Raw genomic sequence first — 16,821 nt, forward strand, 5'->3', positions numbered from 1 at the left:
ATGTGCACAAATGTGGTGGGCACGCTCTGCTTTGCCCACCCTACGAAACTTCCGTCGCGTCTTACTCCGCCGCTTCCGCGTAGTCGCTCACCGGTGGGCACGAGCACACCAAATTGCGGTCGCCATAGACGTTGTCGACGCGTCCGACCGGGCTCCAGTATTTGTCGGTGCGCGAGACGCCGTCGGGGAAGCAGCCCTCGGCACGGCTATAGGCGCGGGCCCACGCATCGTCCGCGATGTCGTGCACGGTGTGCGGGGCGTGGCGCAAGGGCGAGGCCTCGATCTTGAAGCGGCCGGCCTCGACCTCGGCGATCTCCTTCCGGATCGCGATCATGGCGTCGCAGAAGCGATCCAGCTCCGCCTTCGATTCCGATTCGGTCGGCTCGATCATCAGCGTGCCCGGCACCGGGAAGCTCATGGTCGGCGCGTGGAAGCCGTAATCGATCAGCCGTTTGGCGATGTCGTCCACGGTGACGCCGCTGGTCGTCTTCAGCGCACGCGGATCGACGATGCACTCATGCGCGACGCGGCCCCTCGCGTTCTTGTAGAGCACCGGGAAATGCGCATCGAGCCGTGCGGCGATGTAGTTGGCGTTGAGGATTGCGATCTCGGTGGCGCGCTTCAGGCCTTCGCCGCCCATCATCAGGATGTAGATGTAGGAGATGGTCAGGATCGAGGCCGAGCCGAACGGCGCGGCCGAGACCGGGCCGACCGGTGCGTCGCCTCGCGTCGCCGGATGGCCCGGCAGGAACGGGGCGAGATGCGCCTTCACGCCGATCGGGCCCATGCCCGGGCCGCCGCCGCCATGCGGGATGCAGAAGGTCTTGTGCAGATTGAGGTGGCTGACGTCGGCGCCGTAATCGCCGGGCCGGGACAGGCCGACCTGCGCGTTGAGGTTGGCGCCGTCCAGATAGACTTGGCCGCCATGGCCGTGGACGATGTCGCAGATCTCGCGGATATGCTCCTCGAACACGCCGTGGGTCGAGGGATAGGTGATCATGACCGCGGCGAGGTCATTCGCGTGCTTGTCGGCCTTGGCGCGGAGATCGTTGACGTCGACGTCGCCGTTCTTCTCGCAGGCAACCACCACCACGTCCATGCCGACCATCGCGGCCGAGGCCGGGTTGGTGCCGTGGGCGGAGGAGGGGATCAGGCAGATCTTGCGATGCGCCTCGCCGCGCGCAGCATGATAGCCGCGGATCGCGAGCAGCCCGGCATATTCGCCTTGCGCGCCGGAATTCGGCTGCAGCGAGATCGCGTCATAGCCGGTGATGTCGCACAGCCACTTCTCCAGCCGCGCGAACAGCGCGTGATAGCCCTTGGCCTGCTCGCGCGGGGCGAACGGGTGCAGGCTGCCGAATTCCGGCCAGGTCAGCGGCATCATCTCGGTGGTCGCGTTCAGCTTCATCGTGCAGGAGCCGAGCGGGATCATGGCGCGGTCGAGCGCGAGGTCGCGGTCGCTGAGCTTGCGCATGTAGCGCAGCATCTCGGTCTCCGAGCGATGCGCGTGGAACACCGGGTGGGTGAGGAACGCGGTCGTGCGCTTCAGCGCCTCCGGCAGCGCCTCGCGCGTGGTCGCGTCCAACTCGGCGTAAGCGAGCTGGCCGCCGAAGGCGCGCCAGACCGCCTCGACGGTCGCCGGCGTGGTGGTCTCGTCGAGCGCGATGCGCAGCGCGGTTTCACCGACGCCGAGATTGATCTTCTCGGCCGCCGCGCGCGCGACGATCTCGGCGCGTTTGGCGCCGGCATCGACGCTGAGCGTGTCGAAGAAGGTTTCCGATTGCGCCGCAAAGCCGAGCTTGCGCAGGCCCGCGGCGAGCACCGCAGCGCGGCGATGCACCTGGCGCGCGATCTGCGAAAGCCCCTCGGGGCCGTGATAGACCGCATACATCGCGGCGATCACGGCGAGCAGCACCTGCGCGGTGCAGATGTTGGAGGTCGCCTTCTCGCGGCGGATGTGCTGCTCGCGGGTCTGCAGCGCGAGGCGATAGGCCGGCATCCCGCGCGAATCCACGGAGAGACCGACGATGCGACCGGGCAGCGAGCGCTTCAGCGCATCGCGCACCGCCATGTAGGCCGCGTGCGGTCCGCCGTATCCCATCGGCACGCCGAAGCGCTGCGCCGAACCGATGGCGATGTCGGCACCGAGCTCGCCGGGCGAGGCGAGCAGTGTCAGTGCCAGCAGGTCGGCGGCAACGATCGCAAGTGCGCCCTTGGCCTTCAACGCCGCGATCGCGGGCCTGAGGTCGCGCAACGCGCCCGATGAGCCCGGATATTGCAGCAGCGCGCCGAGCACGTCGGCCCTGTCGAGATCGGTGAGGGGATCGCCGACGATCAAATTCCAACCCAGCGGCTCGGCGCGGGTGCGCATCACCGCCAGCGTCTGCGGATGCACGTCCTTGTCGACGAAGAAGGCCTTTGCTTCGACCCGCGAGTGCCGCTCCGCCAGCGCCATCGCCTCGGCGGCCGCGGTGGCCTCGTCGAGCAGCGAGGCGTTGGCGACGTCGAGCCCGGTAAGGTCGCAGATCATGGTCTGGAAGTTGAACAGCGCCTCCAGCCGGCCCTGGCTGATCTCGGGCTGGTAGGGCGTGTAGGCCGTGTACCAGGCCGGATTCTCCAGGATGTTGCGCTGGATCACCGCGGGCAGGATCGTGCCGGAATAGCCTTGGCCGATCAGCGAGGTGAAGACCTGGTTTTGGGCAGCGAGCTCGCCCATATGCGCGATCGCCTCGGTCTCGCTCAGCGGCTTGCCGAGATCGAGCGGGGCGGCCTGCCGGATCGAGGCCGGCAGCGTCTCCGCCATCAGCGCGTCGACGCTTTTGGCGCCGACGGTCTCCAGCATCGCGGCGACGTCGCGCGCCGACGGGCCGATGTGGCGGCGAGCGAAATTGGTGGTGTCGCCGTTGGATTTGCGGTGCGCGGTCATCATGGGTCCTCGCTTTAGATTTCGCTGTCGCCGTCATGCCCCGCGAAGGCGGGGCATCCAGTAAACGCAGCCATCACGGCTAGAACCGAGAAGCCGCGGCGTACTGGATCGTCCGCCGTCGCGGACGATGACACCGAATGTGAGGTCAGAGTTCGCTTCATCTCACGCCGTGTGTGCCTTGTACGCGGCTTCATCCATGAGGCCGCCGAGTTCGCTCTTGTCGGCAATCTTGATCTTGAAGAACCAGGCCTTGCCTTGCGCATCCGAGTTCACCAGCGCCGGCTCGGCGGCGAGCGCATCGTTGGTCTCGAGCACCTCGCCCGTCACAGGCGCGTAGACGTCGGAGGCGGCCTTCACGGACTCCACCACGGCGGCGGCTTCCGCCTTCTTCAGCGCGCGGCCGAGCTTGGGCAGCTCGATGAACACGACGTCGCCGAGCTGCGACTGCGCGTAGTCGGTGATCCCGACGGTGGCGACATCGCCCTCGATGGCGAGCCATTCATGGTCGGAGGTGTACAGCGTCGTGGTCATTTCTGAAGTCCTCAGCGTTTGTAGGTGTTTTTCACGAAGGGCATGGCGGCGACCGTCATTGGCAGCCGCTGGCCGCGCACCTCGGCGAACAGGCTCGTGCCGAGCGCGCTCGATGCGGTGGGCACGTAGCCCATCGCGACCGGCGCGTTCAGGCTCGGGCCGAAGCCGCCCGATGTGACTTGTCCGATCGGCTCGGCGGATGCGCTATCAGCAAACAGCAGCGCGCCCTCGCGCACCGGCGCGCGGCCTTGCGCGCGCAGGCCGACGCGGCGGCGGGCCGCACCCTGGTCGAAATGAGCGAGAATCTTCTCGGCGCCGGGGAAACCACCCGCGCGCGCGCCGCCGCTGCGGCGGCTCTTCTGCACCGACCATTCCAGCGCGGCCTCGACCGGCGTGGTGGCGGTGTCGATGTCGTGGCCGTAGAGGCAGAGTCCGGCTTCCAGCCGCAGGCTGTCGCGGGCGCCGAGCCCGATCGGCATCACGTCGGGGTTTTCCAGCAGCGTTTTGGCCAGACGCTCGGCGTCCGCAGCGGGAACCGAAATCTCGAACCCGTCCTCGCCGGTGTAGCCGGAGCGCGAGACGAAGCACTTGATGCCGGCGACCTCATGCGGACCGGCGTCCATGAACTTCATGGACGGCGCCTTTGCACAGAATTTCGCCAGCACCGCTTCCGCCTTCGGGCCCTGCAGCGCGATCAGCGCGCGGTCGGCGAGCGAATCGATGACGCAGTCGTCGGAGAGATGCGCGCGCAGATGCGCCTCGTCCTCTGCCTTGCAGGCGGCGTTGACGACCAGGAACAGGTGGTCGCCGAAATTGGCCACCATCAGGTCGTCGAGAATGCCGCCATCGGCATTGGTGAACTGGGCGTAGCGCTGCCGCCCCGGCGCAATGGCGACGATATCCTGCGGCACCAGCCGTTCCAGCGCGCGGGCGGCGTCCTCGACCTTGCCGGATTTCGGCAGCAAGCGGAGCTGGCCCATGTGGGAGACGTCGAACAGGCCGGCCTGGCTGCGGGTATGGAGGTGTTCCTTCAGCACGCCAGCGGGGTACTGCACGGGCATGTCATAGCCCGCGAACGGCACCATCTTGCCCCCGAGGGACACATGAAGGTCGTAGAGGGGCGTACGTTTCAGGGAGTCTTGGTCGTGAGCTAGCATCACAGGGGCCCTCGGCGGTTCCCCGGGGACGATTCCCCGAGCCAACCAGTCGAAGCCCCATCTGTCGCTGTGCCTGAGAGTATTATCCCGTCGGCGGACGCTGTCCGAGCCTCAAGCTCGTCGGCGCCTCTTTCCAGATGCTGTCAAAGCCACGCGGTCCTTTTGCCTGAGAGTTTCCGGGGCGGTTGCTCCTTCGGCGCCGGCTGCCTAAAGCCGGTCTCTCCCGACGTGGCCGTACGATACAGATGGGTACAGACCACAGGCCAGCCAAGCCTGTCAACGCGCACCTGGCGTCTTTCAACGGGATTGAGCGCCTGCGGCAACCCTCTGATCTCTCTGCACAGTTTCTGGACAGCGAAGCTGGCCTTGTCTAAAAGCGCTTTGGCCCGCAGATATCAGCCTTAATTTCCGGTTTGGACGGCGGTCGCGGGTCCGAACACACCCGATTGGATGAACATGAGCGGCGTCAACGAGATCAGGTCGACCTTTCTGAACTTCTTTGCCGAGAACGGCCACGAGATCGTGCCGTCCTCGCCACTGGTGCCGCGCAACGACCCCACGTTGATGTTCACCAATGCCGGCATGGTGCAGTTCAAGAACGTCTTCACCGGCGTCGAGAAGCGGCCCTATCAGCGCGCCACCACCTCGCAGAAATGCGTGCGCGCCGGCGGCAAGCACAACGACCTCGACAATGTCGGCTACACCGCGCGCCATCTCACCTTCTTCGAGATGCTCGGCAACTTCTCGTTCGGCGACTATTTCAAGGAGCGCGCGATCGAGCTGGCCTGGACGCTGATTACCCGCGAGTTCGGGCTGAAGAAGGACAAGCTGCTCGTCACCGTCTACCACACCGACGACGAGGCGGCCGGGCTGTGGAAGAAGATCGCCGGCTTCTCCGACGACCGCATCATCCGCATCCCGACCTCGGACAATTTCTGGGCGATGGGCGACACCGGGCCGTGCGGCCCGTGCTCGGAGATCTTCATCGATCGCGGCGAGCACATCTGGGGCGGACCTCCGGGCTCGCCGGAAGAGGACGGCGACCGCTTCCTCGAATTCTGGAATCTCGTGTTCATGCAGTACGAGCAGGTGACGAAGGAGGAGCGCGTGGATCTGCCGCGTCCCTCGATCGACACCGGCATGGGCCTCGAGCGCATGGCCTGCATCATGCAGGGCGTCGACAGCGTGTTCGAGACCGACCTGTTCCGTCACTTGATCGACGCGACGGCCTCCGCGCTCGGCAGCGGGCCGAACGAGCAGACCGTGGCCTCGTTCCGCGTCATCGCCGACCACTTACGCTCCTCGGCCTTCCTCGTCTCCGACGGCGTGCTGCCCTCCAATGAAGGCCGCGGCTACGTGCTGCGCCGGATCATGCGCCGCGCGATGCGCCATGCGCAGCTGCTGGGTGCGAAAGAGCCGCTGATGCATCGGCTGGTCTGGGCGCTGGTCCGCGAGATGGGCCAGGCCTATCCCGAGCTGATGCGCGCGGAGAAGCTGATCGAGGAAACGCTGCGGCTGGAAGAGACCCGTTTCCGCAAGACGCTGACGCGCGGCCTCGCCATCCTCGACGAGAAGAGCGCTTCGTTGAAAAAGGGCGACATGTTCGACGGCGACGTCGCCTTCACGCTCTACGACACCTACGGCTTCCCGCTCGACCTGACGCAGGACGCGCTGAAGTCGCGCGGCATCGGCGTGGACCAGTCCGCCTTCACCGATGCGATGGAGCGCCAGAAAGCCAAGGCGCGCGAGTCCTGGAAGGGCTCGGGCGAGGCGGCTTCCGAAGCGATCTGGTTCCCGCTGCGCGAGAAGCTCGGCGCCACCGAATTCCTCGGCTACGAGACCGAGAGCGCCGAAGGCGTGGTCTCCGCGCTGGTCAAGGACGGCCAGGAAGCCGCCAGCCTCAAGGCCGGCGAGACCGGCGCGCTGGTGCTGAACCAGACACCGTTCTACGCGGAGTCCGGCGGCCAGGTCGGCGACACCGGTGTGCTGCTCGGGGAGGGCGGCGTCAAATTCCGCGTCACCGACACGCAGAAGAAGCTCGGCGATCTTTTCGTCCACGTCGGCACGGTCGAGAGCGGCGAGCTGAAGCTCGGCACCGCGCTGCAGCTCGAGGTCGATCATTCGCGCCGCTCCTCGATCCGCGCCCATCACTCGGCGACGCATCTCATCCACGAGGCGCTGCGCCAGGTGCTCGGCGACCACATCGCCCAGCGCGGCTCGATGGTCGCGCCCGACCGGCTGCGCTTCGACTTCGTGCATCCGAAGCCGATCACGGCGGAGGAGCTTGCCCGCGTCGAGGACATCGCCAACGACGTGGTGCTGGAGAACGACGAGGTCACGACCCGCGTCATGGGCGTCGATGAAGCTCGTGAGGCCGGGGCGCGCGCGCTGTTCGGCGAGAAATACGGCGACGAGGTCCGCGTCGTCTCGATGGGCAGGACCGCGCGCGAACGCGGCGCCAACGCGCTCGGCTGGTCGGTCGAGCTCTGCGGCGGCACCCATGTGCGGCGCACCGGCGACATCGGCCTGATCACGCTGACCGGTGAGAGCGCGGTCGCCTCGGGCGTGCGCCGCATCGAGGCGCTGACGGGCAACTACGCGCGCAAGCACGCCAACGACACCATGGCGCTGGCGAAGACCGCGGCCAACGAGCTGCGCACCTCGATCGACGACGTGCCGGCGCGCATCACCGCGCTGATGGAGGAGCGCAAGAAGCTCGAGCGAGAGCTTTCCGACGCCCGCAAGAAGCTCGCGATGGGCGGCGGTGCTGCCGCCAGCAATGGCGCAGCCTCCGGCGTGCGCGAGGTCGGCGACGTCAAGCTGATGGCGCGTGCGGTCGAGGGCATCGAGATGAAGGATCTCAAGAGCCTCGCGGACGACGGCAAGAAGCAGATCGGCTCCGGCGTGGTCGCCATCGTCGGCGTCACCGGGGACGGCAAGGCCGGAATCGTGGTGGGCGTCACCGCCGATCTCACCGCGCGCTTCAACGCCGTGAACCTCGTGCGTGTCGCCTCCGAAGCGCTCGGCGGCAAGGGCGGCGGCGGCCGCCCCGACATGGCGCAGGCCGGTGGCCCCGACGGTGCCAAGGCGCCCGAGGCGCTTGCGGCGATCGAAAAAGCCATGGCGGGCGCGTGAGGCCGTGGGCCTCGTTCCGCGAGGACGTGGGCTTCGCGACCCCAATTTAAGGGATCGCCTCTACGAATTGCTGGAGCACGATCCGCTGGCCTATTCGGTCGGGTCGCGCTTCATCCAGCTGATCATCGGCGTCATCGTGCTCGACGTGGTCGCGATGGTCCTCGCCTCGGTGCCGGATCTGGACGCGCAGTTCGGCACGCTGTTCTCGGCGATTAAGGTCTTCGCCGTGATCGTGTTCGCGCTGGAATATGCCGCGCGGCTGTGGACGGTCGCCGGACACACCCAGCGCAAGGCGTCCGCGCTGTCCGACCGGCTCTCTTATGCCTTCTCCGCGCTCGGCATCATCGACCTCATGGCGTTCCTGCCCGCGGCAATCGTGCTCGCCACGGGCCGGCATGCGACGCTGGCGGCGCTCGGCGTGCTGCCGTTCTTCAAGCTGATCCGCTATTCGCCGGCAATGCGCTCGCTGCTCGCCGCCGTGCACGCCGAGCGGCGGGCGCTGATCGGCTGCATCGTCATCCTGATCGGCGTGGTCCTGACCTTCGCCTCGCTGCTCTACGCCATCGAGCGCGACGTGCAGCCGGACAAGCTCGGCACCATCCCGCAGGCGATGTGGTGGGCCATCGTGACGCTCGGCACCGTCGGCTATGGCGACGTCGTGCCGGTGACGGCGCTCGGCAAGTTCGTCTCGGTGTTCGCGATCATCTCAGGCTTCGCCATGATCGCGCTGCCGGTCGCGATCATCTCGACGGCCTTCGCGGAAGAGGTGAAGCGGCGCGACTTCGTCGTCACCTGGGGCATGCTGGCGCGGGTGCCGCTGTTCTCGCATTTGTCGGCCTCGGAGATCGCCGACATCATGCGGCTCTTGCGGGCGCGCACCATCGAGCAGGGCGAGATCCTGGTGCGGCGGGGCGATGCCGCCACGTCGATGTATTTCATCACCGCCGGCGAGGTCGAGATCGCGCTGCCGACCCAGAATGTGCGGCTCACCGACGGCACTTTCTTCGGCGAGATCGCGCTGCTGCACAAGACCAAGCGCAGCGGCACGGTGACGGCGACTCGCAAGACGCGCCTGCTGGTGCTCGACGCCCAGGATTTCCACGCCCTGATCGAGCGCATGCCGACGCTCGCGGCCCACGTCCACAAGACCGCGAAGGCGCGGCTGGAAGAGACCGGCGATCTCGCCGCGGCGGAACTGGCGCAGGCGGAGCGCGAGGGCACCGACCGCTGAGCGGTCAGCCCTTCTTCAGGAAGACATAGTCCGCCGAGTACGGCGCGCTCTTGAACTCGCCGGCCTTGTCGCAGGCACCCTCGAGCTTGCCGCCATGGGTGTTGATGCGCTGGACGGTGGTGACCGGCGTCAGGACGCCGCTGCCGCGGCGGGAGGCGACCTCCAGCTTCAGCCAGGGGATATCGGCGGCCGTGGCGCCCGGCGCGTTGCCGATGGCCTTGCCGACCACGGCGCTGCTGTCGGCAAGCTCCCAGCTCGGCCCGGCATAGTGCCGGCCGACGGTCTTGCCTTCGGACAGCAGCGTCGCGACCGGTTCGCGGAAGGACCAGGCGAGCTTGCCGTCGGCGGCTGCCTTGCACTCATAGACCTGCGCGCCCTCGGCGTGGACGCTCAGCACGACGGTCTCGCCCGGTGCGGCGATGGCCTCGGGAAGCGGCTCCGCAGCTCCCGCCGGTCCGATCAGGGCCGCGAGCATCAGGGTGGGGCGGCAAGCTTGCTGAACATAGCGGTCTCCGCAAAGGGTTTCAAAAAACAAACGGGCCGCGCTCAAAGGCGCGGCCCGTGATGATGTCCGGCCCAGTCGGGCGAAATTGCGGTCGGCTTACGCCGCCATCGCCTTGGTGAGGTTCTCCGCGACTTTGTCGAGGAAGCCGGTGGTCGAGAGCCAGCGCTGGTCGGCGCCGACCAGCAGCGCGAGGTCCTTGGTCATGTAGCCGGCCTCGACGGTGTCGACGCAGACCTTCTCGAGGGTGTTCGCGAACTTGGCGAGCTCGGCGTTGTTGTCGAGCTTGGCGCGGTGGGCGAGGCCACGGGTCCAGGCGAAGATCGACGCGATCGAGTTGGTCGAGGTCTCCTTGCCCTTCTGGTGCTCGCGGTAGTGGCGGGTCACCGTGCCGTGGGCGGCTTCCGCTTCCACGGTCTTGCCGTCGGGGGTGAGCAGCACCGAGGTCATCAGGCCGAGCGAGCCGTAGCCCTGCGCGACCGTGTCGGACTGCACGTCGCCGTCGTAGTTCTTGCAGGCCCAGACATAGCCGCCGGACCATTTCAGCGCCGAGGCCACCATGTCGTCGATCAGGCGGTGCTCGTAGGTCAGGCCCTTGGCCTCGAATTCCTTCTTGAACTCGCGGTCGTAGATGTCCTGGAAGATGTCCTTGAAGCGGCCGTCATAGACCTTCAGAATCGTGTTCTTGGTCGAGAGATAGACCGGGTAGTTGCGCAGCAGGCCGTAGTTCAGCGAGGCGCGGGCGAAGTCGATGATGGAGTCGTCGAGATTGTACATCTCCATGGCGACGCCGGCGCCGGGGGCCTTGAACACTTCCTTCTCGATCACGGTGCCGTCCTCGCCGACGAACTTCATCGAGAGGGTGCCCTTGCCCGGGAACTTGAAATCGGTGGCGCGGTACTGGTCGCCATAGGCGTGGCGGCCGATGATGATCGGCTTGGTCCAGCCGGGAACCAGGCGCGGTACGTTCTTGCAGATGATCGGCTCGCGGAAGATCACGCCGCCGAGGATGTTGCGGATGGTGCCGTTCGGCGACTTCCACATCTGCTTGAGGTTGAATTCCTTCACCCGGGCCTCGTCGGGAGTGATGGTGGCGCACTTGACGCCCACTCCGACCTTCTTGATGGCCTCGGCGGCGTCGATGGTCACCTGATCGTTGGTGTGGTCGCGGTATTCCATCCCCAGGTCGAAATACATCAGCTCGACATCCAGGAACGGGGTGATCAGCTTGTCCTTGATGTACTGCCAGATGATCCGGGTCATCTCGTCGCCATCGAGTTCGACGACGGGATTGGATACCTTGATTTTTGCCATGATCGGGGAAGCCTCTTGGGAACGGCGCTATTGGCGCGCCACGGGAATATCCGCCGCCTCTTAGCACCGCCGCGCGGCGGGCGAAAGCCAAGGGATTATGCACTTTTAGCTCATCCAGCTTCCCCAGATGGGGGGCGGGGAGCGGCCCGCCGGCGAGGGCCGGCCTGAGGCTTCAGAAGAGATTCAAAAGTCGAATCCAAGTCGTTATTTCCCTTGAGAATTTCGTCAGGACAGGCAAACGACAGGCGGCAGGGCGCGCCGGCTCGCGGCGGGCCTTGAATCAATTCCTGAGAGCGCCTTGCCAAGGCCTTGAGACGAAGAGTGAAAGCGAAACGAAATGTCGGGGACTGACAAGAGCAAGGCGGGTCTTTCCCTCGACGGTCCGATCGTGATCCTGGTCGAGCCGCAGCTTGGCGAAAACATCGGCATGGCCGCGCGCGCCATGGGCAACTTCGCCCTGAGCCGCTTGCGCATCGTCAACCCCCGCGACGGCTGGCCCAACATCGCCGCCCAGCGCGCTGCCGCCGGCGCCGACTACATTCTGGAAAAGGTCGAATTGTTCGACACGGTCGGTGAGGCCGTCGCCGATCTCGACCTGCTGTTCGCCACCACGGCGCGCCCCCATGACCAGGCCAAGCCCGTGGTGGGTCCGGAAGCCGCAGCGGCCGAGATCTCCGGGCACGTCGCGACCGGGGGCAAGGCCGGTATCCTGTTCGGCCGCGAGCGCTGGGGGCTGACCAACGAGGAGGTCGGCCTCGCTAACCGCATCATCACCTTCCCGGTCAATCCGGGCTTTGCCTCGCTCAACCTCGCCCAGGCCGTGCTGCTGATCGGCTATGAATGGTTCAAGCTGGCGACATCCGGCGAGCTGCCACACGCCATGCCGGAGCGCTCCGAGCGCGCCTCGCAGCACCAGATGCAGGCCTTCTTCGACAATCTCGTGCGCGAGCTCGACAAGGTCGAGTTCCTGCGGCCGGCCGAGAAGCGCGACACCATGCTGGTCAACCTGCGCAACATCTTCAGCCGGATGGAGCCGACCAAGCAGGACATGCACACCCTCCATGGCGTCGTCATGGCGATCGCGGAGGGGCGCAAGGGCCCGGCCAAGGGCGGCGTGCTGGACGGCGAGCAGGCAACCCGCCTGCGCGCGCTCTTGGCCGAGCACGGCCAGGGCGGCGGTGTCCCCGACAGCGGCTCGACCGTGCGCGGGCTCGCCCGCCTGCTCCGCCGCAACCCGACCGACGCCGAGCGCCTGCTCTGGCAGGCCCTGACCCGCGACCGCCGCTTCGCAGGCCAGTTCAAGCGCCAGACCCCGGTCGGCCGCCACATCCCGGACTTCGTCTCGTTCCCGCACCGGATCGCGATCGAGTTGGTGAACCCGGGCGAGGGCGAGACCATCGCGGCGGACCGCGCGGGACGGCGGACGTGGCTCGAGGCGCGCGACTATCGCGTGCTGGAGATCCGGGCGGCGGATGTGGAGCGGGATCTGGAGAGTGGCCTTACGGTTCTCCAGTCCATGATGTCCAAGACCTGAAGTACCCAAGACTTATCCACCACGGCCCATGCCTCAGCGGGCTGAACTGTTCCGAAATCCAGCTTTTGCCTTTCCGTCCACGGACAAGCGGCTAAGATTGTCGGGCTTGTTCACCTCATTCGCTGGTTGTGGGGGCGCCTGTGCTTTTTCGAAAAAGGGGCTTGACGCAGGCGGGGGCCACAGCGATCGCGCGGCAGCACGAAGCCGCCGTTTTGCAGGATGAACGCGCTGCTGTGGCCGTGGGCCGGAAGAGAGCTGTAACCGGCCCCTGGATTGGGCTCGCGCTGTCAGGGGGAGGCATTCGCTCGGCGACGTTCTGTCTCGGTGCATTGCAAAGATTTGCCAACAGCGGCTTGCTCAAGCATTTCGACTACATATCGAGCGTGTCCGGCGGCGGATATGCCGCGTCGGCGGTGCAGTGGAAATGGCATGACGATCCCAACACCGACGCGGGCGCAAACTTTCCCTATGGCAGCGAGCAAACGCAATCTCTTGCAAGTGAAAATGAGAGCCTGAAGTATTTGCGCTGGCACGCCAGCTTTCTCGCGCCAGGCGGCGGCATCTCGATCTGGTCGGGAATCGCGGTTCTGCTTCGCACGTTTCTGATCAGCGTTTTCTTCTGGCTGCCACTGGCGATCGCGTTCATGCTGGTCGTATTCGTGGCCACCGGCTTTCACGCCTTCTACGAATCGTACGGGACCATGGGAGAGCTAACCGTCCCAAAACTGGAAGCCATGACCCTGTCGTTGCCATGGATCGGCATCTGCGTTTCGGCGTTTGCCGGTGTCTTCATTTTCGCCATTGTGTTGCTTCTGGCGATTGCGCTGATCGGGACGATATTCCTTGCGATCATCTCGATCCTCATTCCTCCCGAGACCACGGAAAACCGCGGTGACCGCATCGCCCGGGCCGGGCGTTGTGCCGCCGTCGGCATCGCCGGGCTGCTGGTCTCCTACTTCACGTTCGGTCACTTCGGAGCACGTTTCGATCTGGCTACTGTCGATCCCGTCACTTCGGCGCTGTTGATTGCGACCGCCGGATTCGGTCTGTTCGGCGCGTGCGCGATTATTGTCGGCATTCTGCAGCTTTCAGGGATACTGGAGTTCGGCGTCAACTATGCGGTGCGGCGCAAATACGAGTTGGCCGCGACGGTGTGGTTTCCCACCCTGATCGCGTGCCTCACGTTCGGATCTCTTCCCTTTGTGTTCGAGGCAATCGCGGATTCCACCAAGAGCTATCCAACCGGGGGAAAGGCGCTGATCGGAATCTTCACCGTCGCCAGCGGATTTCTTTCCGGTCTTTATGGTCACTTCGTGCAGGCGCAGCGGCTCGCGCCCTCTCTTGCCACCCGCGTCGCGGCCACTTTGGCGGCCGGTGCCTTTCTCTATCTCATACTCGTGATCGCTTATGCTGGAGTGAGATTTCTAATCCAGCCGCAACATCTCACCGCAGACCAGGCACAATATTGCCGCGAGTTTTTCGCTGCGCTCCTGGTGTTTTCAGTTGCCTTTGGATGGTGGAGCAACGTCAACTACCTCGGTCTGCATCGCTTCTATCGCGACCGCCTGATGGAAGCCTTCATGCCGACGATTGAGCAAAAGGCGGCGGATGCGCCAAATTATAGCGATGCGGACCGGTTGCCGTTGGCGGCGATATGGCCACCCAAACAGACCAGTCCGCTTCCTTATCCACTGATCAACACCAACGTCATTCTGGTCAACGACCTCGATCAGACGGTCGCCTCGGCCTTTGGATTGGCGCTCCCGGCGCATCTCGGGGAACGCCGAACTATTTCTCGCCGGGCCTCAAGTACGGGGTGTTTCGGTCCGGCTATCAGCGCGACAGCGATTTTCTCGAGCTGAGCGACGGAGGGCACTTCGACAATCTGGGAGCCTACGAGCTCATCCGGAGGCGCTGCGATGTGGTGATCGTGCTCGACTCGGAGGAGGACCCGTCAACGGCAATGTCGGCCCTCGCCTCGGTATGTCAGCGAGTGCGCGAAGATTTTGGTGTCATCATCAAGATCGAGGCAGAGGCAGATACCATCGCGCCCGCAGGGGACATGGGCTATCCGGCCGGCGCGAAGTTCGCGAAGAAATCCTACTTCGTGGCCTCGATCGATTATCCTGCCGAGCACCGTGCCGGGATTGCGGACCAAGCGAAGACCGGAACATTCGTTTATCTGAAATCGGGAATGATCAAGCAGCTCAGCTTTTCCACCAAAGGGTACAAGGCCAAATATCCTGATTTCCCGAATCAATCCACTGTCGATCAGTTTTTCGACTCGGCCCAGTTCGAGGCATATCGAGACCTGGGCTGGTCCAGCGTTGAAATGATGGCAAGTGCATTTGGGTTGGATGCCGCTGCCACAGCAGACGACTTCGTTCGGCGGTTGACGGGGGCCCCGCCTTTTGCTGCTCCGGCTCCGAGCGCGCCCGCTGGTTGATGAGTCGCGCAGCCGGCGCTTCTAAGGCTCCCCTCCGGTTGTCGGACCTAGCCGGATTTCCTTCACTCTGCCGAAGTCGAACCCAACCTGTTTCCTGCGATCGAGATCGTTAACCCGGATCACCTGCGCGGTGCCTCGTGGGCTGATCCGGAAGGGTACGCAAGCGATGCCGGCAACTGTCTGATAGGGCTTGATCTCAACCCGACGCTCCCGCAAATTTTCTCTGTTGGCAGAAGCTGGAGGAACAATCAGGGACGCGACCCACCGAAAGCCCCCCGAGGCCGCTTGCGAAGCCGCGCCGCTGATGCCGTGGTCGACGATATCTGTCACAAACGAAAATTGTGAGCGGTTACTTCGCGCTTCGTAGCTTCCATCGTAACGCTTTTTGTCATCCGTTCGCCTGCATTTCTGGTCACGAGAAGCATAGTCCGTTGCGTCGTAGCCAGTATGGAAGTGTTGCAAAGTAGTGAGGCCAGTGTCGCTCCCGTCCGGGCGCTCCAGGATCTCGCCGCGATCGTAACCCAGGTCGTGATAGGCCTCGTATGCGAGCGTTGAAACGCTGTTCAAATATGAACGCTGGCTTCCACAATTCGAGCCGACGCCGGATCGTCGCAACAAGACGCGGCCATAGTCCGGCCGGTCGGAGGTCAGTTGCGGTCCAAGCCTCGCCGTCTTTATCACGATCGCACCGGCCCGGTCATCGCCGGCCGTCTTGACGACGAAATAGAGAGTTGTCCACTTTCGCTGGGGGGCCTCGAACTCATTCGCGGAAATGACCGGGGTCATCGTTCGACCGTCGAATGCGTACAGCGTGTCATCTTCAAGCGCGGCGGATGCAATGGGACAGACGTAGGTTGGGTTCGCCGGCGCCGAACTGTCGCACAGTAGGAAAAATCCAAACAGGCTGGTCGAAAAGAGCAGAGAGGCTGGGGCAAGACGCATCAGGCACTCCTATCGCATAAGCACTATATTTTTGCAGGCGGCGCATTTCGAAACTGCAGCCGCGAGCGCACCAAAGTGATTTTCGAAGCAATCGCACAGCGCGGCGGAAGCCGCCGTCCGAAGCCCGGACGGCCGGCAGAGTAACACAGGTTGCGGTAGTTAAGAATGCCCGATTGAGGTGTGAACAGCCTCGGGAGAGCCGCTTACACCCGCCACGGGCCGTTCGGCGTGGCTTGGTCGCATCGCGTTTGGTTGGCCGAAGTCAGCTCATCGCCGCGGCGCTTTTGCTCTTGAAAAGGTATGGGGCGGGGGCTTCTCCCGTCGCCCGCCGAGCATCACCCGCACCCCAGCTGCACCTCGCGCTCCACTGCAATCCATGTCGCGCGCGCCACGGCCAGCAACCTCCCGGTTTCATCATGCACTGCGGCCTCGGCCGTGCGCTTGCGGCCGTCGCGGCCGGTCGGCCAGGCCGTGATGACGCAGCGGTCGCCGGGGCGCGGCCGGGCCTCGATGCGTGCCGACATCCGTCCCAGCAGGAGCGGCGCCTGGTCGAAGCTGTCGCTCTCCTGATTGTAGTTGCAGGCATAGCCGGTGGGACAATCGAGCGCCGACCAGAGAAATTCGCTCGCGACAAGGCCGTCCTCGGCGGCCAGATTCGGATCCGGTATCCAGCTCGCCGCGAGAACGGCATTCCGCACATCACGCCCGAGCGGTCCGGCGAAAATGCGAAGGCCGTCGCCCTTCGCCCTGGCGGGTCCGCACACGAAGCAGGTCGGCAACGGGTGCTCGTGCGGCTTGACCGGCGTCCGCAGCTCGGCGGCGCGGGCCTCCTCGAAGCTGGCTTTCTCCAGCCGCGCCAGTTCGACATTTGTCGGCCGCCCGGTCGCGACGAGCTTGGCGCCATCGCGGAGCTCCCATGTGCCGTCGTCGGTCGCGACCGCATCGAGCGGCCGGTCCAGCGGCGGCGGTGCGCGCAGCGTCACCTCCGCAGCCCCGGGAATGTGCCGTGCCAGCCGGCCGCAGACATAGCCGCCGTTGCCGGAGTTCGGAGGACCGCAATAGCGCTTGTCGATGATGATCCAGGTCATCAGTCTTGTTCTCTC

General features: G+C 65.2%; 12 protein-coding genes and 1 riboswitch. Of the genes, 5 read left to right on the forward strand and 7 right to left on the reverse strand.

Features of this window, described 5'->3' with window-relative positions; all coding sequences use genetic code 11:
• Positions 1-61: 61 nt before the first annotated feature.
• From gcvP to gcvT, 3 genes are all read right to left on the reverse strand, one after another.
• Positions 62-2,926, reverse strand: a complete 2,865-nt coding sequence (gene gcvP / locus ACFLEY_RS15265; protein WP_060912609.1) for an aminomethyl-transferring glycine dehydrogenase — start codon at positions 2,924-2,926, stop codon at positions 62-64.
• 162 nt (positions 2,927-3,088) lie between these two features.
• A complete protein-coding gene (gcvH, locus tag ACFLEY_RS15270) occupies positions 3,089-3,457 on the reverse strand; it encodes a glycine cleavage system protein GcvH (RefSeq protein ID WP_011088496.1) in 369 nt (122 codons plus the stop codon).
• An 11-nt stretch (positions 3,458-3,468) separates the two neighbouring features.
• Entirely contained in the window at positions 3,469-4,614 is a 1,146-nt protein-coding gene (gene gcvT, locus ACFLEY_RS15275; RefSeq protein ID WP_060908164.1) for a glycine cleavage system aminomethyltransferase GcvT, read from the reverse strand.
• A 145-nt stretch (positions 4,615-4,759) separates the two neighbouring features.
• A riboswitch (glycine riboswitch) is annotated at positions 4,760-4,850 on the reverse strand.
• Between the two features lie 220 nt (positions 4,851-5,070).
• On the opposite strand from gcvT, the gene alaS reads away from it, so the two are divergent.
• Together alaS and ACFLEY_RS15285 are read left to right on the forward strand one after the other, a co-directional pair.
• Complete coding sequence (gene alaS / locus ACFLEY_RS15280; protein ID WP_060912608.1) at positions 5,071-7,749, forward strand: alanine--tRNA ligase; 2,679 nt, start codon at positions 5,071-5,073, stop codon at positions 7,747-7,749.
• A 4-nt stretch (positions 7,750-7,753) separates the two neighbouring features.
• Positions 7,754-8,980, forward strand: coding sequence for a cyclic nucleotide-gated ion channel (locus ACFLEY_RS15285; protein WP_028173348.1), 1,227 nt, complete (start codon positions 7,754-7,756; stop codon positions 8,978-8,980).
• Positions 8,981-8,984: 4 nt separating this feature from the next.
• Here the strand turns inward: ACFLEY_RS15285 and ACFLEY_RS15290 are convergent, their stop codons facing one another.
• Together ACFLEY_RS15290 and ACFLEY_RS15295 are read right to left on the reverse strand one after the other, a co-directional pair.
• The gene (locus tag ACFLEY_RS15290) at positions 8,985-9,455 is read right to left on the reverse strand and encodes a DUF3455 domain-containing protein (protein WP_060908163.1); all 471 of its coding nucleotides are present in this window, start codon (positions 9,453-9,455) and stop codon (positions 8,985-8,987) included.
• Positions 9,456-9,581: 126 nt separating this feature from the next.
• Entirely contained in the window at positions 9,582-10,796 is a 1,215-nt protein-coding gene (locus ACFLEY_RS15295; RefSeq protein WP_011088491.1) for an NADP-dependent isocitrate dehydrogenase, read from the reverse strand.
• A gap of 337 nt (positions 10,797-11,133) precedes the next feature.
• Here ACFLEY_RS15295 and ACFLEY_RS15300 point away from each other — a divergent pair, with 337 nt between their 5' ends.
• From ACFLEY_RS15300 to ACFLEY_RS15310, 3 genes are all read left to right on the forward strand, one after another.
• Positions 11,134-12,330: a TrmJ/YjtD family RNA methyltransferase gene (locus ACFLEY_RS15300; RefSeq protein WP_060908162.1), complete on the forward strand. Its 1,197-nt coding sequence runs from the start codon at positions 11,134-11,136 to the stop codon at positions 12,328-12,330.
• A 161-nt stretch (positions 12,331-12,491) separates the two neighbouring features.
• Positions 12,492-14,192: a patatin-like phospholipase family protein gene (locus ACFLEY_RS15305; protein ID WP_211434001.1), complete on the forward strand. Its 1,701-nt coding sequence runs from the start codon at positions 12,492-12,494 to the stop codon at positions 14,190-14,192.
• Positions 14,147-14,776, forward strand: a complete 630-nt coding sequence (locus tag ACFLEY_RS15310) for a hypothetical protein (RefSeq protein WP_060908160.1) — start codon at positions 14,147-14,149, stop codon at positions 14,774-14,776. Before ACFLEY_RS15305 ends, ACFLEY_RS15310 begins: the two co-directional genes overlap by 46 nt.
• A 21-nt stretch (positions 14,777-14,797) precedes the next feature.
• Here the strand turns inward: ACFLEY_RS15310 and ACFLEY_RS15315 are convergent, their stop codons facing one another.
• Together ACFLEY_RS15315 and ACFLEY_RS15320 are read right to left on the reverse strand one after the other, a co-directional pair.
• Complete coding sequence (locus ACFLEY_RS15315) at positions 14,798-15,718, reverse strand: hypothetical protein (RefSeq protein ID WP_211434000.1); 921 nt, start codon at positions 15,716-15,718, stop codon at positions 14,798-14,800.
• Between the two features lie 335 nt (positions 15,719-16,053).
• The gene (locus ACFLEY_RS15320) at positions 16,054-16,806 is read right to left on the reverse strand and encodes a PaaI family thioesterase (protein WP_060912607.1); all 753 of its coding nucleotides are present in this window, start codon (positions 16,804-16,806) and stop codon (positions 16,054-16,056) included.
• Positions 16,807-16,821 lie beyond the last annotated feature (15 nt).

It is taken from the genome of Bradyrhizobium sp. YCK136 (genome assembly GCF_044570075.1).
Lineage (GTDB): Bacteria > Pseudomonadota > Alphaproteobacteria > Rhizobiales > Xanthobacteraceae > Bradyrhizobium > Bradyrhizobium diazoefficiens.